General features: G+C 41.0%; 18 protein-coding genes. 4 read left to right on the forward strand and 14 right to left on the reverse strand.

Features of this window, described 5'->3' with window-relative positions; all coding sequences use genetic code 11:
- Positions 1–41: 41 nt before the first annotated feature.
- The 8 genes from PGP85_RS11150 to PGP85_RS11185 all read right to left on the reverse strand — a co-directional run bounded on the left by PGP85_RS11150 (position 42) and on the right by PGP85_RS11185 (position 7,134).
- Positions 42–905, reverse strand: coding sequence for an ROK family protein (locus tag PGP85_RS11150; RefSeq protein WP_270327498.1), 864 nt, complete (start codon positions 903–905; stop codon positions 42–44).
- A 47-nt stretch (positions 906–952) separates the two neighbouring features.
- Positions 953–1,852, reverse strand: coding sequence for a ketose-bisphosphate aldolase (locus tag PGP85_RS11155; RefSeq protein ID WP_010741176.1), 900 nt, complete (start codon positions 1,850–1,852; stop codon positions 953–955).
- A gap of 24 nt (positions 1,853–1,876) precedes the next feature.
- The gene (locus PGP85_RS11160) at positions 1,877–2,728 is read right to left on the reverse strand and encodes a class II fructose-bisphosphate aldolase (protein WP_270327499.1); all 852 of its coding nucleotides are present in this window, start codon (positions 2,726–2,728) and stop codon (positions 1,877–1,879) included.
- A 16-nt stretch (positions 2,729–2,744) separates the two neighbouring features.
- Entirely contained in the window at positions 2,745–3,830 is a 1,086-nt protein-coding gene (locus PGP85_RS11165; protein ID WP_090405233.1) for a PTS fructose transporter subunit IIC, read from the reverse strand.
- A 31-nt stretch (positions 3,831–3,861) separates the two neighbouring features.
- Positions 3,862–4,176 (reverse strand): PTS fructose transporter subunit IIB, encoded by a 315-nt coding sequence (locus tag PGP85_RS11170; RefSeq protein ID WP_010741179.1) that lies wholly within the window; start codon positions 4,174–4,176, stop codon positions 3,862–3,864.
- Positions 4,177–4,198: 22 nt separating this feature from the next.
- A complete protein-coding gene (locus PGP85_RS11175; protein ID WP_178981265.1) occupies positions 4,199–4,693 on the reverse strand; it encodes a PTS sugar transporter subunit IIA in 495 nt (164 codons plus the stop codon).
- Between the two features lies 1 nt (position 4,694).
- Positions 4,695–6,164 (reverse strand): BglG family transcription antiterminator, encoded by a 1,470-nt coding sequence (locus PGP85_RS11180; protein WP_270327501.1) that lies wholly within the window; start codon positions 6,162–6,164, stop codon positions 4,695–4,697.
- A 343-nt stretch (positions 6,165–6,507) separates the two neighbouring features.
- The gene (locus PGP85_RS11185; protein ID WP_270327503.1) at positions 6,508–7,134 is read right to left on the reverse strand and encodes a DUF1054 domain-containing protein; all 627 of its coding nucleotides are present in this window, start codon (positions 7,132–7,134) and stop codon (positions 6,508–6,510) included.
- Positions 7,135–7,474: 340 nt separating this feature from the next.
- Here PGP85_RS11185 and PGP85_RS11190 point away from each other — a divergent pair, with 340 nt between their 5' ends.
- Both PGP85_RS11190 and PGP85_RS11195 read left to right on the forward strand, forming a co-directional pair.
- Complete coding sequence (locus PGP85_RS11190) at positions 7,475–8,482, forward strand: alcohol dehydrogenase catalytic domain-containing protein (protein ID WP_270327505.1); 1,008 nt, start codon at positions 7,475–7,477, stop codon at positions 8,480–8,482.
- A gap of 217 nt (positions 8,483–8,699) precedes the next feature.
- Positions 8,700–9,431: an MIP/aquaporin family protein gene (locus PGP85_RS11195; RefSeq protein ID WP_010741184.1), complete on the forward strand. Its 732-nt coding sequence runs from the start codon at positions 8,700–8,702 to the stop codon at positions 9,429–9,431.
- Positions 9,432–9,473: 42 nt separating this feature from the next.
- On the opposite strand, the gene PGP85_RS11200 is transcribed toward PGP85_RS11195, so the two are convergent.
- Together PGP85_RS11200 and PGP85_RS11205 are read right to left on the reverse strand one after the other, a co-directional pair.
- A complete protein-coding gene (locus PGP85_RS11200; protein ID WP_270327509.1) occupies positions 9,474–9,935 on the reverse strand; it encodes a VOC family protein in 462 nt (153 codons plus the stop codon).
- Between the two features lie 58 nt (positions 9,936–9,993).
- Complete coding sequence (locus tag PGP85_RS11205; protein ID WP_270327511.1) at positions 9,994–10,827, reverse strand: helix-turn-helix domain-containing protein; 834 nt, start codon at positions 10,825–10,827, stop codon at positions 9,994–9,996.
- Positions 10,828–11,061: 234 nt separating this feature from the next.
- On the opposite strand from PGP85_RS11205, the gene PGP85_RS11210 reads away from it, so the two are divergent.
- Together PGP85_RS11210 and PGP85_RS11215 are read left to right on the forward strand one after the other, a co-directional pair.
- Positions 11,062–11,313, forward strand: coding sequence for an AbrB/MazE/SpoVT family DNA-binding domain-containing protein (locus PGP85_RS11210; RefSeq protein ID WP_010741187.1), 252 nt, complete (start codon positions 11,062–11,064; stop codon positions 11,311–11,313).
- Positions 11,314–11,631: a type II toxin-antitoxin system RelE/ParE family toxin gene (locus tag PGP85_RS11215; RefSeq protein ID WP_270327512.1), complete on the forward strand. Its 318-nt coding sequence runs from the start codon at positions 11,314–11,316 to the stop codon at positions 11,629–11,631.
- Positions 11,632–11,697: 66 nt separating this feature from the next.
- Here the strand turns inward: PGP85_RS11215 and PGP85_RS11220 are convergent, their stop codons facing one another.
- The 4 genes from PGP85_RS11220 to PGP85_RS11235 all read right to left on the reverse strand — a co-directional run bounded on the left by PGP85_RS11220 (position 11,698) and on the right by PGP85_RS11235 (position 19,560).
- Entirely contained in the window at positions 11,698–14,088 is a 2,391-nt protein-coding gene (locus PGP85_RS11220) for an SSURE domain-containing protein (RefSeq protein WP_270327513.1), read from the reverse strand.
- Between the two features lie 951 nt (positions 14,089–15,039).
- A complete protein-coding gene (gene gltX / locus PGP85_RS11225; protein WP_010741190.1) occupies positions 15,040–16,551 on the reverse strand; it encodes a glutamate--tRNA ligase in 1,512 nt (503 codons plus the stop codon).
- 76 nt (positions 16,552–16,627) lie between these two features.
- Positions 16,628–18,004, reverse strand: a complete 1,377-nt coding sequence (locus PGP85_RS11230; RefSeq protein WP_010741191.1) for a glutamate decarboxylase — start codon at positions 18,002–18,004, stop codon at positions 16,628–16,630.
- A gap of 77 nt (positions 18,005–18,081) precedes the next feature.
- Positions 18,082–19,560, reverse strand: coding sequence for an amino acid permease (locus PGP85_RS11235; RefSeq protein ID WP_010741192.1), 1,479 nt, complete (start codon positions 19,558–19,560; stop codon positions 18,082–18,084).
- Positions 19,561–19,641: the final 81 nt, after the last annotated feature.

A 19,641-nucleotide genomic window follows, 5' to 3' on the forward strand; every position in this document is an offset into this window, starting at 1 on the left:
AAAGCAACCGCAGTCCTTCATTAAGAAAGACTGCGGTTGCTTTAATATTCTCGTTCTCTTTGTGCTAACAGCAGTGCACCGATCAAGCCGCTTTCATTCGGCAACCCCCAGCGAACAATATAGTCCTCGGCTTTCGGCGTCTCCATATAGCCGGCCATCAATTCGCTGAATTGCTGCTGAATCTTTTTAAGCAGGTGGTCTTGATTCATTACACCACCACCTAAAATGATTATTTCTGGCGCCAAAATCAAGGTGTAAGACATCAAAGCCTGCGCCAGATAATTCGCCTGCAAGTCCCAGATTGGATGATCTAACGGCAGCTTCTCACCTTTGATCCCCGTTCGTGCTTCTAGTGAAGGCCCCGCGGCTAATCCTTCCAAACAATCTTTATGGTAAGGACAGGTTCCTTGGTAGGTATCTTCCGCTGCCCGTTTGATATATAGATGACCCATCTCAGGATGACTGATTCCTTCAAAAACCTCATTGTTGATCACGACACCGCCGCCGATCCCCGTACCAATCGTCAGATAGATACAACTATGTCTTCCTTTCGCCGCTCCACGTTTGATCTCGCCAAACGCCGCCGCATTTACATCCGTTGTCCAAGCTGTTGGGACCTTATATCGTTGTTTCATTTGTCCTAAGAAATCCACATCTGCCCAGCCTTCTTTAGGAGTCGCTAAAATATGTCCGTAATTTTCTTGATCTGGTTGAATCCCGATTGGTCCAAAAGACCCGATCCCCAGCGCCTCGATTGGGTATCGATCAAAGAAAGCAAAGACCTGCTTGAAGGTCGTTTGCGGATCGGTTGTCGCGATACTGATTTTTTCTTTTATTTGTAGCTTTTCGTCGGCTACGGCACAAACAAATTTTGTTCCGCCAGCTTCAATCCCGCCATATAGCATGATTTCCTCCTAAAAACAGCCAAGGGAATCTCCCTTGGCTGTTCCGATTAATTTTGTTCTTGTCTCCAAGGTTGGACGTTTTCTTTGCGATAAACGGCTGCTTGACCGATCGAGTTGAACAATTCCATTTTTTGTTTTACGACAGCTTTCGCTGCATCGATACATTCTGGATAGATCGCATTTGGGTCCCATAATTCCGTTGTCGCAAGAATTTCACGGCATTTTTTATAGAAGGCATATTTGTAATCAGAAGAAATATTGACCTTTTGAATCCCGATTTGAACGGCTTTCGCGATTTCTTCATCTGGATTGGCTGATCCGCCGTGTAATACCAACGGAATCTCGACCTTGCTCTTAATTTCTTCCAGTACATCCATCTTCAGTTCCGGCTTCACATCTTTTGGATAAATTCCGTGTGCCGTACCGATTGCTACTGCTAAAGTATCAATCCCAGTTTTTTCAATGAATTCGTCCGCATCCTCTGGTCTCGTATAGATAACCTCTGACACACCGCCTTCAACAGACGTTCCCGTATTACCGATCGTTCCCAATTCACCCTCGACTGAAACGCCGATTTTATGACAAACATCCACGACTTCTTTCGTAATCGCGATATTTTCTTCAAACGGAAGGAGCGAACCATCGATCATGACCGAGCTGAAGCCGCAGTGGACAGCGCGCATGATACTTGCCAAGCTATCCCCATGGTCCATGTGAATAACAAATGGTACAGAACTATTTTTTGCGCGAGAGACTGCATATTGGAAGAATTCATCTTTTGTAAAGTCTAACTCGGTTGGATGAACCGCGATGATTGCCGGCGCATCATTTTCTTCAGCTGCTTCTATCACTACTCGTAAGAAATTACTGTCTGCGACATTGAACGCTCCTACGGCGAATTTGTTTTCCTTGGCGATTTCCAACATTTGCTTCATATTAATTAACATTTGACTTTGTCTCCATTCTCATCATTATGATTTATTTTTAGAACCCGAAAGTTCGATGTACCGTTTGACTACTTCTTTTCCTGCCGCCATCGTTTGATGGATCAGCGTCGGATAATCCACTTCTGGATTTTCGCTTAATTGCTTTTCAATTTCGGTCTTTTGCGCCTTCATAAAATCAGAACCGACATTGATTTTGTTGATTCCTAATTCAATCGAGCGGAGAATATTTTTCTCCCCTGCCCCTGATCCGCCATGCAACACTAACGGCAAATTCGTCGCGGCTTTGATTTTCTCCACGATATCGAAACGGAAATCCGGCACATACCCCTCTGGATAATCCCCATGGCTGGAGCCATAAGACAATGCCAAACAGTCCACGCCAGTTTCTTGGATAAATCGAATCGCGTCATCTGGGTCCGTGTACATCTCATCATTCGTAAAATGATCGCCTGCCACAGCACCCATGTCGCCAACCTCGGCCTCCACACTGGCATTATAAATTTGCGCCAGCTCCACCATCGCTTTGGTGATGCGGATATTTTCCTCCAGCGGGTACATCGAAGCATCCATCATTGCACTGGAAAACCCTTCATGCAGACACTGCTTAACAAACGCGGCGTCTTGTCCATGATCCAAGTTGATCGCCACTTCGACTTTGGCATTGTTGGCCATTCGAATGATTGGCTGAGTCAAATAGCGAATATCCAAGTGCTCCTTCAAATGATCCTGCAGCAAATCAATAATGATCGGCGATCGCATTTCTTCCGCGGCTTCAATGACTGCCTTGGCCGTTTCCAAATTGAAACAATTGATCGCCATCACAGCATAGTTCTCACGATTGGCTTTTTGCAGCATTTCTTTCATCGAAACATACATTCAACAAGTCTCCTTTTTAAGAAATCTTGATAGAAGAAAAATCAACTTCTTCCTCTTCTTCATCATCCTTGATCTCATTTTCAACCGGTGCCTTCTTCAAGGCGAACAATAGAATCCCGGTAATCGCTGAACCAATCAGCAAGGCTAACGTGAATTTCAACGGATCTGTCATTGCCGGAATGATGAACACGCCGCCAGATGGAACAGGCGAACCAACGCCCCATGACATACTCAACCCGCCGCCGATTGCCGCGCCTACTGTACAAGAAAGAATTACGCGTAATGGGTCAACTGCCGCAATCGGAATAACACCTTCTGTGATCATACAAAGTCCCATTGGAAAAGCGAGCTTGATATTGTCTTGTTCCTCTTTTGAATATTTGGGTTTGCGGAAAATTTTTGATAATACCCAAGAAATCGTTACACCAAATGGCGGTACCATTGAAGCCAATACTTTCACTGCTTCTGGTCCCTGCACGCCTTCCAGCAATAAACCATCCGCAAAGAGCGACGCGACTTTATTGACCGGACCGCCAAAGTCGAAGGCAGCCATCCCGCCGACGATCGAGCCGAACAAGAAGTTCCCAGAACCTTGCAGACCTTCTAAGAATTCCGTTAACGCTTCTGTCGCCCAAACGATTGGTAAACCAATGACAAAGAACATCAATAATCCAATGATCAGAGTAGATAAGAGCGGTACGATCATCATTGGCATCAACCCTTGAGCCCATTTTGGAACCTTTAAGTTTTTCACTAAGAACAATACGAAGAAACCAACCAAATAACCGCCTAACATCCCGCCTAAGAACCCGGCGCCGATAGCATTCGCGATCAGACCCATAAACAAACCAGGTCCAATACCGGGACGGTCTGCGATTGAGTAGGCGATCGCCCCTGCTATAACCGGTGCCAACAAGCCCATTCCCAAGACACCCAATGAGACCAACGCGTCTGGCACTGAATACGCGGCCTTATAATTCTCAATGACCCCGCCACCAGTCAGATTCCCGATCGCGATCAACAACCCTGCCGTAACCACAACCGGTAACATGTACGAGATTGCCGTCAGGGCATGTTTTTTCAATTGAAGCTGCTTAAACATTTCATTCATCTCCTTATATTAGTAATTTTATTTACGCCTTCACAATTTCTTCTTCGATCTTATTGATCAGGCCTTTTGGTGCTTTGATTACCATACTGGTTGGGATTTCTACTACTTTTTTCCCGTCAAAACGATCTTTGCCGCTGATCTTGATATCTGCCGCAATGATCACGACATCTGCTGCTTTGATTTCTTCCGGTGTTAATTCATCTTCCGTTCCGATCGTGCCTTGTGTTTCGATTCGAGCCGTGTGGCCTAATGCTTTGGCGGCCTTTTCCAGCTTCTGTTTGGCGATATACGTGTGGGCGATCCCTGATGTACATGCCGCGATTCCAACAATTTTCATCTTCTATTCCTCCATTTTCTTTTTAGTCTTCTTCCATTGGATCTCTTGATAACAATTCCATCATTTCCGCTTTGGTTTGTGCATTGACCATATTCTCAATAAAATCTTCGTCCGCCAAAAGCATCGCGACTTTCTGTAATAATTTGATATGCATCGTATTGGCGTCGGTATTTTTAACCGCGAACAAAATAATCACTTTTACCGGCTCTTCGTCTAACGATTCCCATTCGATCGGCGTAGTGACTTTTCCAACAACTAGCGAGGTTTTGATCACGCTGTCAGATTTGCCATGGGGGATCGCGATCCCATTGCCGATACCGGTCATCCCTTCTGCCTCTCGTTCGAAAACATCCGCCGCGAAAACTTCTTCATCTTCGATATCGCCATTGGCCATCAGCAAGCGCGTCAATTCATAGATCGCTTCTTCCTTTGTGCCCGCTTTCATTTCTAATTGGATCAATTCTTCCGTAATCACATCCGCGATACTGAAATCATCCATCATTTGCTCTGCTGTCATCTCACATCTCTCCTAACATCTCTTTCACTCTTTTTTCGTCTTGTTTGGTAAATACGGAATTGACTAAAATCGTCGGGATCATCATTTCAATCGTCAAATTGACGGTAGTCAAAATCAGATCAATATTTTGATATTTCTCCGGTGCCTTCGAAAATTTTCGTGCCGATAGAACATCCACGATCTCCAATTCCGGAAAAGCTTTGCGGACCTTTACTTTCAACAGCTCGGATGTTCCTACTCCGCTGCTGCACATGATCAACACACGCTTTTTCGAGTGGATCATTTCCTTGTATTTCACAAAATACAGTGTTAAAAACCCAATTTCATCTTCTGTTATTTCGTTTAACTGGTATTTTTTTTCGGCCATTTGACTAACCTGTTGGACCTGCTGAAAAATTTCCGGATATTCCAGCTTAATGTCCCCCAGCAAATCATTTTTGACGATAATCTCATTTTTCAAACGATACAATAAAGGATCGATATGTTCGTATAAATCCTGGCGATTGGGCTGATGATCAACCTTCATCCCCATTAAGCGGCTCATTTCTGCCGCAAAAAAGTCGGTAATATCCAACGCTTCCTGTGACTTGCGATTCAGTTTGATCGGCTCCTTTTCCATTCGAGAAGAAATCAAATACTGAAATAAGTAGAAAGTCTCACTTTCAGGTAAGGCAATATTCAGATAGTGATCCAGCTTGATGATCACCATTCGTGAAAGCTGATAGAGCTGATCATACTGCCTGATCAATTCCTCTTCATCGGGGTCCAACAACTCCGCACAAGTATCCGCGTGGATTTCCCCTTCCCGCACCCGCTTGATCAAGATGTAAATATGGGAAAAGATATTGCTGTTATAGGGATATGCGATCCCGTTTTGCAGCTTTCTTTCGATATACTCTAATAACGACGTGATAAAATTAATATCATAGGAACTGATTTTTTCTTGTTGTGTGGAAAAATCCTCTTCCCAGACCCGGTTCGCACTGATCAAATGATTGACCGCTTTTCGAATATGCTTTTCCGTGCCTTCGATCGAGATTCTCTGTCCCTTGCGAATCAAGGCCAATTGGTAATCCAGTAAAAATTCCGTCATCCGTACCAAATCATTGTTGATCACTGTACTGCTGACAAAATAGTCAGCGAATAATTCTTGAACCAGTACCTTTTTCGGTGATTTGAATAACAACGTCAACAGGATCGTATTTCTTCTTTCTAACGGACCTTGGACCGTATCTCCTCCTCGTTTGCGCACACTTTCTTTTAAATAGTTGTCATAATCTAAACGAAAACCTTTCCCGACCTCCGCAGAAATCAGTTCTCCGACATCCGAAGCTTCATTGATTTTTTTGATCGTTCGGTAAATTGTTTTCGTGGAAACATTGGCAAATTCAGCTAACTCTTGAGCGGTAAGTGTCATCCCATGTTTGATAAACAATTCGATCAAATGTGTTTCACGTTTGCTTAGCTGCATTTTGTCAACCTCCTTGTCCCTAATATAGCCTTTTTTGATCGACGTACATTTTTTCTTGTGTCCATTGAAATGGACATTTATATAAAACGCTTTCAATAACTGCTTTAAACTACCATTCAAAATAACCCCCTTTCAAAGTTTCTCAAAATTATTAATCGTCTAAAAAAATGCTTCAGACTGACCAATTCCCTCAACTATTTCAATTCTGCATCAATGGATAAAAAAAACAGCGAAAAAATCGCTGTCCAACATGCCTGATCAACTTGCTAACTTAAAAACCAATTCGTATTCTTCCTAAAAAGATGACTGATTTTACTGATACGAAAAGCTGAAACTTCTATTTTTAGTTTTCCACCTGTGCAAAACTTACTTCGTTCGCCAATTGATAGATTGGTACCAATTTTTGATACGTTTCTACCATAAATGCTTGTGCTGCCTCCGGTGTTTTCCACAATGGGTCCTCTTTTTTAATGATTCGCCCAATTTGGAACTCACCCTTTTTCACATCGCGGAACCTTTTCAACAGTCTTTCTGTGTTTTCTGGTGATAACTCTTCAACCTTTGGTTTGGTGTGATCACCGGACAAGACAAAATCTGGGGATAATGTTTCAAACACTTTTGGGTTATCCAATAGTGTTTGTGCGATCGCCTGCTCATTTTTTGGCTGATCGATGCAGGATAACCACATAAAGACGTACTCTGGCCAAATTCCCAGCTGAAAATGCGGCTCCATTTTATATCCGCGCTTTTGCCGACTTAACGCGGACCAAGTATTTTCTGGCGGATACGTGGTGCGGCGACGATGTTGTGCGATGTGGATAAATAATTCCTCGTCCAACAACGGTTCCAGCACTTGTTGAAAAACTTTATCTAACTGTTGAAAAGTTGGCTGGATCTCTTGGCGGATTGCCGCCATTCGTTCATCCAATCCAGCAACTTCAAAAACCTCAAAACTCTTTTCAGTGAACATAGTATTCCTCCTAATGCCTATCTATTGATTTATGCTTTTTTGCCCAAAAATAGCACCCTTTTTACACTGGTTACTGTTAGCGAATGCCTTTTCCTCGATAAAGTAATTTTACCCATCTTACCGCCAGCTCACAAGCTTCATTCAAATTTTCCGCTATACCATAGATTTTTCGTGCATAGATTAGCGTTTTGACAAACAACTATCCGCAAATTTCATAAAAATGACTCGTTCTTTAGGTATTTTGAAGAAATTATTTCCCTCTCTTTGTTAAATCAAGTATATTATAAGTAGCCATTTTATATTGTAGATTCAGAAATTTATTTCTGAGGAGGTAAGACGAATGATTTCAGACGCGATTGGGTTCGAGAAAAAATTCCGTTTAAAAGAAGACAAAAAATTTGAACAATACAAAATCATGCTCCCAAAATTACGGGAAAATGATGTCATGATAAAAATTTCTGCGATCTCAATCAGTACCTTAGACACACAGATTCGCCAAACGATCAAAGGTGCTAAAAAACCTTACATTTTAGGCTTTGGCGGCGTGGGAATCATCACTCGTTTAGGGAGCAGCAATTCACGGCTGAATGTCGGTGATCGCGTACTCTATGTGAATAAAGTCGGAAAATACGGCAGCTACAGCAATTTTCAAATCGCCGATGTCCGCTCCGTCGTAAAATTACCTGATGCTTTTCCTACCGATGAAGCCGCCGCTTTTTCCTACAGCTTTTTCTTGGCCTTTGAAGTACTGTTCAAGCAGATGCAATTGATTCCGCAACCGAAGAAGAATCAAGGGAATTTATTGATCCTGAATACTTCTGACGGACTGGGAGCCACCATTATCCAACTAGCTAAATGGGCCGGATTAAAGGTCGCAGCGACGATCAATAAGAACAATTCAGAGATCTGGATCAAAAATATGGGCGCTGACGTCGTATTTTCACAATCCAACCATCTCTCGCGAGAATTAACGAATGCGGAAATGACACCGGTTGATTATGTGATCAACTTGGATACCGAAAAAGAAAAAAGCTTTGACCATTTGGCAGAATTCAAAGATACTGCCAAGGTTCTACTATTGCATTTTATCAAAAAGAAAAGCAAAAATTTTGATCCCGACTATCTGCATTTTTATTGTGAAGAGTTTTTAGAAGAATCCTTCGCAACAGAAGAAGGCATCAATTATTCACGAAGAGTCATGGAGCTTTTAGTCTATTTGTGGGAAAAAAATCAATTAAAATCGATTTTGACCGCCCAGCTTAATGGTTTCTCTGACAAAAATTTTTATGGCGCCCATAAGTTGATTGAAAACAATCCGAACTTCCGGCACCTAGTTCTAATAAACTGACAAAATCTCGTTCAAATGGACGAGATTTTTTTTATTGAAAGCTGATTTTTAGCTGAAAATCCTTGTTTCTTCCAATTCAATAACCAATGTTGTCATTTCTCATAGAAATTTACCGTTTTTCTGAGGTTAACATTTGCTAATTACAAAGAATGCTATTAATATATAAAATGAAATTTTCATTTACATTTTCATTTCAATTATTTTATAGGAGGTTTTTATGGATTATTCACTGACTACTCGGTTAGCGGCTGAGTTCTTGGGGACTGCTTTGTTAGTAATGTTAGGAAACGGTGCAGTTGCCAATGTTGATTTAAGAGGTACAAAAGGTTACGGAAGTGACTGGATGTTGATTGCAGTGGGTTACGGCTGCGGGGTTATGATTCCTGCAATGATTTTCGGCGGTATCAGCGGTAATCACATCAACCCGGCGTTCACAATCGGTTTAGCAGTTAGCGGCATGTTCCCTTGGGCAGAAGTTCTTCCTTACATCGTTGTTCAATTTCTGGGCGCGATGGTCGGCCAATTAGTCGTTGTAGCCAGCTACAAACCTTATTACGACCAAACAGAAGACAAATTGCATGTCTTAGGAACATTTTCAACGATCAATAGTGTTGGTTCTAAGTTCAACGGATTCGTGAATGAATTCTTTGGTTCATTCATTTTATTCTTTGGAGCACTGGGGATCACCAAAGCACCTTTCTTCCAAGACAATTTAGGAACTGCTCATTTAGCATTAGGTTTCTTAGTCTGGACATTAGTTGCTTCGTTTGGCGGACCAACTGGACCAGGTTTAAACCCTGCTCGTGATTTAGGTCCTCGTATCATGCACGCCTTGTTGCCATTGAAAAATAAAGGCGATTCACAATGGAGTTACTCTTGGGTCCCAGTACTTGCTCCCATCTTAGCTTCAATCGTTGCGATCGCTTTATATAAAGCCTTATTCATCTAAACAAAAAAACTGCCGCAGCTTATGCGACAGTTTTTTTCTTGTCTATTCCACCAATTGCTGTACAAACGCTACTGGAAACATTGTCTTTTCCGCAGTTTCCTCGACTGAGAAGCCTTGTTTCAAGTAACGTTTAGCGACGCTGTCCATGCTTTCCGAGACCTCCACGATACATTTGTCCCGATCATAAAAACGCATGACCCGCTGTCCCCATGGATACTCTTTGCTGTGGTGCAGAAATTCAATTCCTTCTACTTTCGAAAGCTTCTTTTCCCACTTGTCTAAATCCTCGACCTCAAAATAAAGTTGAAAATTATTTGATTGCTGCTTGATCTCCAAAGGAACATCCAATAATCCTGCATAATCCGCCTGCAGCGAAAAGCCGCTTTCAAAAGCCACGTGGATATTGTCTAAATCCATCATCACCTTTTGCTCCATTACCTCTTCATAGAACTGTCTCGCTTTGGTCATATCCTTTACTGCGATTAATACTCCGCCAAAATTCATCGCCATCACCTATCAGAGCCCTTCCGTGACTCGTCTTTCTCTTTTTCCAACTATACCTTTAGAATTTGGCGATTTCACTGTAAAAATCGGACATCTTTCGGCGATATTCTTGGGGCGTATTTCCGGTAATTTGTTTGAAATCACGATTGAAATGGGAAAAATCATAATACCCGGTCGCTTCATAAGCTTCCGTAATACCACTATCAGGAGCATTCAACAAACGAATCGTTTGATTGACTCGCACTAATCGAGAAAAGGTTTTAGGGCTCATCCCCAGATAGCTGTTAAACAAACGAGTCAAGTGCCGCTCGCTATAAAAGACATCCTGCGAGAGCTGTTTCAACGAACGATTCCCCGCCTGATCAACGATCGCTTTGGTAACGGCAGCTAATTCTGATGGGCATGAGTTTGACTTTGCTTGTAAAAATAGTCGATCGATCCCTGAAATTAACGCTTGAACACTCTCGGCTGCCTCCAATAAATCAAGCATCCCTTGATTCAGCTTGGCATGCAGCAAATCGAAAGAGAATTGCTGATCCGTCAATTCATTTTGACTAAAGCTCAAAAAAGCATACAAACCGGCGGGCTGAAATTCCACAATAACTATTTGCTCAAAGCTGCCGGCCTGATCACCAACCTTCGCCGCTTTTGTTGCCGGCCCCATCAATTGACCAGTAATTGTTTGATCCTTAAACCCAAAAACCAACGTCGAACACCCATGAGGAATCACCGTATACGCCTCAGAGATCATTTGTCTCGTGGGAAATGTCAACGTGTAGTTCGAAATATACGGCCGCAGTGCTGGATGCGGTTTAGCATATAAACAGGCCTCATCTTGATAAATAGCTCGCTCCCGGTTTTGATAAAAAGCAAGAGCCTGCTGCTGAATCATCGCCTCACCTCTTCTGACAGTTCGCTTTTCTGTCTAATTTATTAGCTTCATCATAGCAAGCTTATTTTTCATTTGTCTATCTTTTTTATCGTTAAATGGATATCAATAGTTATAACATGTTATACTTTTTTAAAAGTTTCATACATTTATTTGAACTTAATTTTTAGCGATCTCGTACGTTACTAATGAACCAGTCGATATAAATAGACAGCTCTTATATAGGAGGTAATGAACATGAAACATATCAAAGTTCGAAAAATAGGAAATTCAATCGGGGGAATTTTCCCAAAAGAATGGGGCTTGCACGAAGGCGACGTGTTGAACGTGCGGCGAGAAGGAAATCTTTTTATTTTGGACGCGCAAGATTCTGCAAAAGAGCAGGATCGCCAGCTGATCGAAGAAAGCTTCGCTGATTTTGAAACAAAAAGAACCGTCTCTGAAACAGAAATGGAAGAGCTTTTTGGCAAATACGGTTGGAAAAAGTAGATGGAAAAATATGCCCTCATTTACTCCGAGTCTTTTAAAAACGGTCTTCAAGAGAACATTTCAGAATGGAAAAACGAGCTATTTCTTTCCGATGAAAAAATTCATCAATTCGTCTATGCTATCTATGCTTCATTGAACCAGTTAAAACAATTTCCCGAAATGTACGAAGATGTTGCTCGTTTATATGGTTTTGATACGCCAACTTATCGTATCCTGATTGGGAAAAGCTTTACGATCTTTTATCGCATCGATCAAAAAGAACGGACTGTCCTAATCGGAAATATCTTCAAGCAAAAACTGATGAAGCTCCTCTTCTAAATAAAAAAATGCCGCAGAAAAATCTGCGGCATTTTCTATTTAAAATGATTTAGCAACAAAGCGGGCTTACTTCACACCGTAGAAGGCAATGCCTTCTTTGTGCCAACCGACTTTACCAAGGTGGTTCCATTCAGAGGCTGTTGGTGTAAAGAAGTGAGAACCAGCACCTTTGGCATTTGGATTGAATGCCCGATAGATTGGTGTGCCTTTATCCGCATTTGAATAGAAGGCGAACCCTTCTTTATGCCAACCAGCGGCTGCTACTTTATTGTATTCCTTTGTATCCATTGTATAGAAATGTTCACCTGAGTTTGGATTATACAAACGATAAACAGGTGTTCCAGAAGTTGCAGCTTTCCATGCTTGTCCTTCATCATGCCAACCGGCTTTCACCGCTTTAGCAAATTCTGTTTTACTTGCTGTATACAGATGTTCACCTGAGTTTGGATTGTAGGCACGGTATAAAACGACGCCTTTATCCGCAACAGGTTTTGCAGCTTCATGTTTCAAGTTAATCGTGACGTTCTTTTGTCCCACGACTTGTGCAGCGTCAGCTTGACCATCTTTTGCCACGTAGACTTTCACTGTCGCTTTGTATGCATCTGCTTTGCCTGCTTGTAATTCCTTCAATAGAGCAGCATCACTTTTACCTGAAGCACTTCCAGCTAGATCCACTTCATAGAAGTATTGACCGTTTTGTAAGCCTTCAATTGGTAATAAAGCGGCATTTTTCTTGCTGCCATTGTCTGACCATGGTGCACCATCAGATGATTTCAATAGTAAACGAGTTAACATACCGTCGCCGCCAAAGGCTTCAAACGGAATCTTTTGGTTTACACCTGCTGTGAATGGGCCAGGTGATACGGCATTTTTCAAGTAACTAGCTGGAACGGTAATACTGTCTTTGATATTATCCGTTACATTTTTTTGAACGGTTGAAGCCAAATTGATTGAAACGGCTTTTTGTCCAACAACTTGTGATTTATCTGCTTGACCATCTTTAGCAGCATAGACTTTGACTGTCGCATTGTACTTCGTTGCGGTTGAAGCTTTCAAACCATCTAATAATGCGGCATCTTGTTTCCCTGCTGCGTTGCCGTCAAGATCCACTTCATAGAAGTATTGACCATTTTGCAACCCTTCAACTGGTAATAGTGCAGCGTTCTTCTTGCTGCCGTTATCTGACCATGGCGCACCATCAGACGATTTCAATAGTAAACGAGTCAACATACCGTCACCGCCAAAGGCTTCAAACGGAATTACTTGGTTCACGCCGGCTGTGAATGGGCCAGGTGATACTGCGTTGATCAAATAGTTTTGCGGAACGGTGATGCTGTCTTTGATATTATCCGTCACATTCTTTTGAACATTAGCTGCTAAGTTGATTTTAACGTTCTTTTCAGCAACTGTTTTAGAAGTGTCGGCTTTGCCATCTTTAGCGGCATACACTTTAACTGTCGCAGTGTAATCTGCGGCTTTTCCACTTTGCAGATCACTCAATAATGCGGCATCTTGTTTCCCTGCTGCGGTTCCGCTTAGGTCCACTTCATAGAAATATTGACCATTTTTTAAGCCTTCAACTGGTAATAATGCAGCGTTCTTCTTGCTGCCGTTATCTGACCATGGTGCACCATCAGAAGAATTCAACAGCAAACGTGTCAACATGCCGTCGCCACCGAAAGCTTCAAACGGAATGACTTGGTTCACGCCGGCTGTAAATGGGCCAGGTGATACAGCATTTTTCAAGTAATTTGCGGGTACTGTAATGCTGTCTTTGATATTGGCCGAAACAGCTTTTTGAATATCAGAAGCAAAGTTGATCGTCACATTCTTTTGTGCAACTGCTTGTGATGTATCGGCTTTGCCATCTTTAGCGGCATAGACTTTGACTGTCGCGGTGTATGATGTTGCTTGTCCGCTTTGCAAGTCGCTCAATAAGGCCGCATCTTGTTTCCCTGCTGCAGCTCCGCTAAGATCAACTTCATAGAAATATTGACCATTTTGCAAGCCATCTACAGGCAACAAGGCAGCATTCTTGTTGGCGCCATTATCTGACCAAGGAGCGCCATCCGAAGAATTCAATAGTAAACGGGTCAACATGCCGTCGCCGCCAAACGCTTCAAACGGAATGACTTGGTTCACACCTGCGGTAAATGGACCGGGTGATTTAGCGTTGTCCAAGTAGTTTTGCGGAACTGTGATCGTATCTTTGATATTGCTGGTTAAATTTTGTTGTGCACTAACTGGAGTAGCTGCATTAGCATTCGCAGCTGCTGGTTGTTGATTCATCGTGCTTGTAACTGCCGCAGCATTTGTTGTTGGAGTTTGAGCACTGACGTTAACTGCTTGCGCACCTAAAGCGAACAGACTGCTTACTCCTAATGCTACTATCGGCGCAGAGACCTTTCTCTTTTGCTTCTTATAATTTTTGATTGCTTGTTGTTTCTTTTTACTCATGCTGATCACTCCATTTTAATAGACTTTTTTATCCAACCGAATTTTTACTGACAGCGACACATTCGAATAGGTGGACTTTTATCGATAGACAAAATACCCGCAACTAAAATACGCTTCATCTTTGTATTCTTCATAACGATTCGCTCCTTTTTCTTACTTCCCTTTGCTGGCTAAAAGATACGACTTTTAGTTTTCATAAGCAATCCGTTTGCTTGCCCTTCAAATTCTTAAATCTTTCATTTATTAGAAAGCAAAAACGCCAATTAACAACCCTCGTTTTACTTAAGAAAATAAAATAATCAGCCTTTTAATCAAAAAAAAAGAAAAAAATGCCTAAAGGAGAACTGAGTCGTCTTTTTTGTATAAAACGTTTTCAGCAAAGTTAAGCACTATTTAGTATCCACTTAAGAGTTAGTTAAGAAATAAAAATGAAGAATAAGAGGGATATTCTTGGTGCGAGGAATTATTTTGATGTGTTGGGGGATCTGCTAAACGGATCATCAAGTGTTTTTTTACTATTATTGAGCTAATTCATACTATTTTCGTACGCATATCATTCTGCTAAACAGCCTGCACAATGAATTTCCCTAAAACATTTTATCTATCTCAAACAAAGCGAACTGCGAAAAGCAGGAAGAAAAACTGACAACTAGTTCCTATTTATGTATTCATTTTTCTAAAAACCAGAAAAATGAGTTTGATTTTCACTACGCATACGATTCCACTAATCGCGCTAAAGCGCGAAGTGGAACTCGCAGTCGATTCAAAGTAAAAAGGAAATAAATTTTTGAAAAAATTTATGCTTATCTTCATCGACATATCATTCTGCTAAACAGCCTGACAAATAAATACCTCTAAAACATTTTATCTATCTCAAATAAAGCGAACTGCGAAAAGCAGAACTGACAAAAAAACTGCAGCCTTGAATGAAGGCTGCAGTGTCAATTTCTTTTATTTATTTAGGTGTTCCAAGGCATTGTCGATCAAATGTTGCACCGTTGCTTTTGGCATTACTGATAGGATATCAGTGATTTGCGGTGCTGATTTGCTGTCTGTGAAGACGACGTTCAATGGCATATACAGCTTGCGTCCTTTTTGTCCTGTTTCTTTTTGAACGGCTGATAAAATCGCTGGGTAATCCACTGGTTCTGCCGCGTCTTTCAATTCAGCCGACATTGCAGTCAAAATTTGTTTGATGTCCGCGCTGTCGAATTCTGCCAAGTCTGCATAAGTGAATGCTACTTGATTCGCATTTTTTATAAACAAAACTTTTTCCATAAATGTCATCAATGTTTTAGCTTCAGTATGGTAGATAGTAACTACTTTTTTGATGAAGTCCAATTCATTTTCGATACCGATTGCTTTTAGTTGTTCTGCAACATCGGTTTCTGCAGCGTCAACTAACAACATGATCCGTTTTGTTAATTCATCCACTGAAGTCTTTTTGATATATTCAGCGTTGGTCCAGTCTAGTTTCTTTTGATCAAAATAAGCTGGTGAAGCTGACATCCGATTGATATCATACGCTTCAATCAATTCTTCACGAGTGAACAATTCTTTTTCTCCAACTGGTGACCAGCCTAAGAAGGCGATAAAGTTCATCAATGCTTCATTCAAATATCCATATTTACGGTATTGGCTGATGAATTGCAACGTATTTTTGTCCCGTTTACTCAACTTTTTGTGGGTATCCAAGCTGTAAATCAGCGTGATATGTCCAAATAGCGGTTGTGGGATACCTAGTGCTTCGTATACGGCGATTTGTTTAGGTGTATTCGCAATATGATCATCCCCGCGTAAAACGTGTGTCATCTTCATTAAATAGTCATCGATAACTACCGCAAAGTTATAAGTTGCCATCCCATTGCTTTTTTCAATAATGAAGTCTCCGCCGATATTGTCTGAATTGAATTCAACGCGGCCTTTGATCATATCATCCCAACCATAAATGTGATCTTCTGGTAAATGAAGACGAACAGTCGGTTTGCGTCCTTCAGCTTCGGCTTGTTTAATTTGTTCTTCGGTTGCACCATACCAGCGTCCATCATAATGAGGCGCTATTTTGGCTTCGATTTGTTGGTCATGTAATTCTTTTAATTCTTCTTCGGTTGCATAATCTAAATAAGCAAAGCCGTCGTCTAACAATTGTTGTACATATTTGTGATATAGATTCACACGATCCTTCTGGTGGTAAGGGGCAAATTCAACTTTCGGTTTATCCGGACCTTCATCCCAGTCGATACCTAACCAATGAAGATTCTCCATCTGACTTTCTTCGCCATGTGGAACATTTCGCTTCAAGTCAGTGTCTTCAATTCGCAAGACCCAAGTGCCGTTATAGTGTTTGGCAAACAAATAGTTGAATAACGCAGATTGCGCATTCCCTAAATGTAAAAAACCTGTTGGACTTGGGGCGTATCGAACTCGTACGTCGCCGGTAACTTCTACTTTATCTTTTTTCAATTTGATTCCCTCCAGTTTAAAAGCCCTAATAAATAAATTACTTTATCAGGGCTTTAATAACAGATGCTATTATAAATTAAGATGCGTGATGAATCAAATGATTACGATTTAAATCGTCAATTGCACGATGTAAATCATCAATAAAGTCATCACAGATAGCCATAGTCATAGCTGGACGAACAACGATCCGACTGATAATTACATCGTCAAGATCTTTAGGAAGTGGATAAGCAGGCACTTGCCAGCCGTATTCTTTCAACTTGTCTTCTAAATCATAAAGATTCCAAGTCAATTCAACGTTATCCGCAATTTTCCAACAGTTGATTGGCAATTTTGAACCATCATTTAAGATATCAAAAATACCTAGCGCTTTAATTTCAGTATTGATGCGTGTTGAAACTTCTCTTACATTGTTCATGATAGCTGTGAATCCTTCACGGCCAAAACGAATCAAGTTGTAATATTGAGCAACAATATGTGCACCACTATGTGAGAAGTTAATAGCGATAGAATCTACGCTGCTGCCAAGGTAAGGAACTGAGAAACGCATTTCTGCTGGTAAATAATCTTCCGTATTTTCGCGCCAAACAATCCAGCCAATCCCAGGATAAACCATCCCGTATTTATGTCCTGATACATTGATTGATGCTACATTTTTCAAACGGAAATCCCATGGTTTGAAACCGTCAACGAATGGTGCAAAGAAACCGCCAAAGGCTGCGTCAACATGGATTTTAATTGGTAATTTAGCTGTTTTGTTGTATTCAGAAACTAATTCGTCTAATTTTTGAATATCATCTACTTGGCCAGTGTAAGTAATCCCTTGGATACCCACAACCCCAATTGTATTTTCATCCACGTAGTCCATAACTATGTCAGTGTTTAATGACATATGGTTTTCATCCATTGGAATTTCCCGCATCTCGACATTCCAGTACGTACAGAATTTTTCCCATACAACTTGGAATGCTGACATGATAACTAAGTTAGGTTTATGTTCATGCAAGTTGTCGATATCGAATCCAGCTTTTTTAGCACGATGTTTCCAGCTGTGTAATAAAGCCAATCCGCCTAGCATACAACCTTCTGAAGAACCAACTGTTGAAGTTCCGATGAAGTCTTTATATAATTCTTTGCCTTCACCAATATTCCACATATGTGCAATCATACTAATTGAATAGTTTTCCATTGCTGCGGTTTTTGGATATTCTGATTTGTCAATCGCATTCGTTTCAAGTGATCCCATCATCAAGCGGTCTGCTTGTGGTTCCATTTGAGTGGTACAGAATGTTGCTAAGTTTTGATCTGCCTTAGCTTCATTCAAGCGAATATGATTGACGAGCGTCTCGGCTGTATCTGGGTTCATACCTTGTTCAGGTAATACTTGTTTAGGCATGCTGCGAGCAGCTTCTTTACTTCCTAAAAATGAACTTTCTAAATAATCTGTACTCATTATAAAAATCTCCTCATTTATATTATATAAAAATCATTTTTCATTGAAAAACGATTGTGGTTCTCGTTCTGTCAATTCTAGTGAACTGGATGATGCAAATCGCTGCCTGATTCATCATGAGGATGAACAGTCCATCTTTTATGGAACTGATACATGATCAATGGAATGAAGAAAACGATAATAAACGCGGTCAATAACAATGTCATATATGTGTGTTTTTGATGCATATCGTAAGCAGCTGGTGGGAAGAATGTTACGATAAACCCGAAAGCTGATAATACTAAACCTAGAACACCCATGATGACGCGCATTACTTTAGATTTTGCTGCACGGAACGTACGGTTCAAATCGTCGCGTTTGAAAACTAAAACTAAATAAGTAACGAACATCAGCATATACATTAAGGTATATAATGCAACGGTCAAGCTCATTGCTGTTTGGAATGAAAGGTTTGATTTATCTCCGCCAGCACCGAAAGTTAATAGTGCAGCCATGATTGAAACAATCACACCTTGTAAAACCATGACGTTTGTTTCAACACCATAAGCATTTGTTTTGGCAAAACGTTCTGGTAAGTAGCCTTCTTTAGCTGCTTCATACATCCCAGCATTTGGTCCAACGACCCAGCTGCTGATTTCACCAATAATACCGATAGCAAGTAACAAACCAATCAAACGTTCAATAAAGACAACGTTGATCCATGGGAATTGTTGAACTAAAGCGCCATAAGCATAAACAATACCAGTACTCAATTGAATTTTTGCATTTGGAATTGTTGCGCCGATTGAAATTGTTCCGATAATATCAGAAGCAATCGCACAAATTGCTAAAGCTAACATAACTTTAGGATAAACAGATGGTTTCTTTAAGTCTTTTACGTGAGTAGCTGATCCTTCAGCACCCGCAAAGGCTAAGATAAATGGTACGAATCCTACTAATACACTACCACTCCAATTTTTTGGTAAAATCGTATGTGGGGTGATGTGAATCAACATTGGATTGCCTTTAACCAAGTAGACAACTGTTAAGAACAATAGTAGAAAAACTGGAATAATAACACCGATCGTGAAACTCCATTGAGCGATTTTACCTGTGATTTTTGTTCCGCGTTGTTGTGCGAAAATCAAGCCCCACAAGATAACCATCATAATGATGAATTTGAACAATGGGTTCGTATTGATAACAGGAACATTAAACGTAATCGATAAACAACCGATGATGAAATACATCATGGTACACATACCAACTGTGATATGGATCCATTGATAAAATAGAGCGGACCAACCAAGACGTTCGCCTAACATATGGCGACCCCAAGTAAAGATACCGCCTTTGCTCCAACCATCGACTGAAGCCATTTCACCAGCGGAACGTGTTACCGGAATGAACCATAAGATACCTGCTAAAAATAGGAAGAACAAAGCTGTTGGACCTTGTTTAGCGAAGGCTGCAAATCCGTATACAGTCATAACCATTGAAGTGGTCATTGAGAATAGTTGAACACCAGTAAGCTGGTTACGTTCGTCCAAAGAAGCATTATTCTCTTCTTTATTCATTTGTGACACATCCTTTAATTTCTTTGCAATCGAAGTGCGCACTTCCGAACTACAGCCATCATATTAGACCTAAAAAAAACA

The organism is Enterococcus malodoratus (assembly GCF_027659535.1).
GTDB classification, from domain to species: domain Bacteria; phylum Bacillota; class Bacilli; order Lactobacillales; family Enterococcaceae; genus Enterococcus_A; species Enterococcus_A malodoratus.

What these genes read in the sequence shown, in the direction of transcription:
- PGP85_RS11150 (WP_270327498.1), bottom strand. Translation starts at nt 905, where the DNA reads ATGCTATATGGCGGGATTGAAGCTGGCGGAACAAAATTTGTTTGTGCC.
- PGP85_RS11155 (WP_010741176.1), bottom strand. Translation starts at nt 1,852, where the DNA reads ATGTTAATTAATATGAAGCAAATGTTGGAAATCGCCAAGGAAAACAAA.
- PGP85_RS11160 (WP_270327499.1), bottom strand. Translation starts at nt 2,728, where the DNA reads ATGTATGTTTCGATGAAAGAAATGCTGCAAAAAGCCAATCGTGAGAAC.
- PGP85_RS11165 (WP_090405233.1), bottom strand. Translation starts at nt 3,830, where the DNA reads ATGTTTAAGCAGCTTCAATTGAAAAAACATGCCCTGACGGCAATCTCG.
- PGP85_RS11170 (WP_010741179.1), bottom strand. Translation starts at nt 4,176, where the DNA reads ATGAAAATTGTTGGAATCGCGGCATGTACATCAGGGATCGCCCACACG.
- PGP85_RS11175 (WP_178981265.1), bottom strand. Translation starts at nt 4,693, where the DNA reads ATGACAGCAGAGCAAATGATGGATGATTTCAGTATCGCGGATGTGATT.
- PGP85_RS11180 (WP_270327501.1), bottom strand. Translation starts at nt 6,164, where the DNA reads ATGCAGCTAAGCAAACGTGAAACACATTTGATCGAATTGTTTATCAAA.
- PGP85_RS11185 (WP_270327503.1), bottom strand. Translation starts at nt 7,134, where the DNA reads ATGTTCACTGAAAAGAGTTTTGAGGTTTTTGAAGTTGCTGGATTGGAT.
- PGP85_RS11190 (WP_270327505.1), top strand. Translation starts at nt 7,475, where the DNA reads ATGATTTCAGACGCGATTGGGTTCGAGAAAAAATTCCGTTTAAAAGAA.
- PGP85_RS11195 (WP_010741184.1), top strand. Translation starts at nt 8,700, where the DNA reads ATGGATTATTCACTGACTACTCGGTTAGCGGCTGAGTTCTTGGGGACT.
- PGP85_RS11200 (WP_270327509.1), bottom strand. Translation starts at nt 9,935, where the DNA reads ATGAATTTTGGCGGAGTATTAATCGCAGTAAAGGATATGACCAAAGCG.
- PGP85_RS11205 (WP_270327511.1), bottom strand. Translation starts at nt 10,827, where the DNA reads ATGATTCAGCAGCAGGCTCTTGCTTTTTATCAAAACCGGGAGCGAGCT.
- PGP85_RS11210 (WP_010741187.1), top strand. Translation starts at nt 11,062, where the DNA reads ATGAAACATATCAAAGTTCGAAAAATAGGAAATTCAATCGGGGGAATT.
- PGP85_RS11215 (WP_270327512.1), top strand. Translation starts at nt 11,314, where the DNA reads ATGGAAAAATATGCCCTCATTTACTCCGAGTCTTTTAAAAACGGTCTT.
- PGP85_RS11220 (WP_270327513.1), bottom strand. Translation starts at nt 14,088, where the DNA reads ATGAGTAAAAAGAAACAACAAGCAATCAAAAATTATAAGAAGCAAAAG.
- PGP85_RS11230 (WP_010741191.1), bottom strand. Translation starts at nt 18,004, where the DNA reads ATGAGTACAGATTATTTAGAAAGTTCATTTTTAGGAAGTAAAGAAGCT.
- PGP85_RS11235 (WP_010741192.1), bottom strand. Translation starts at nt 19,560, where the DNA reads ATGAATAAAGAAGAGAATAATGCTTCTTTGGACGAACGTAACCAGCTT.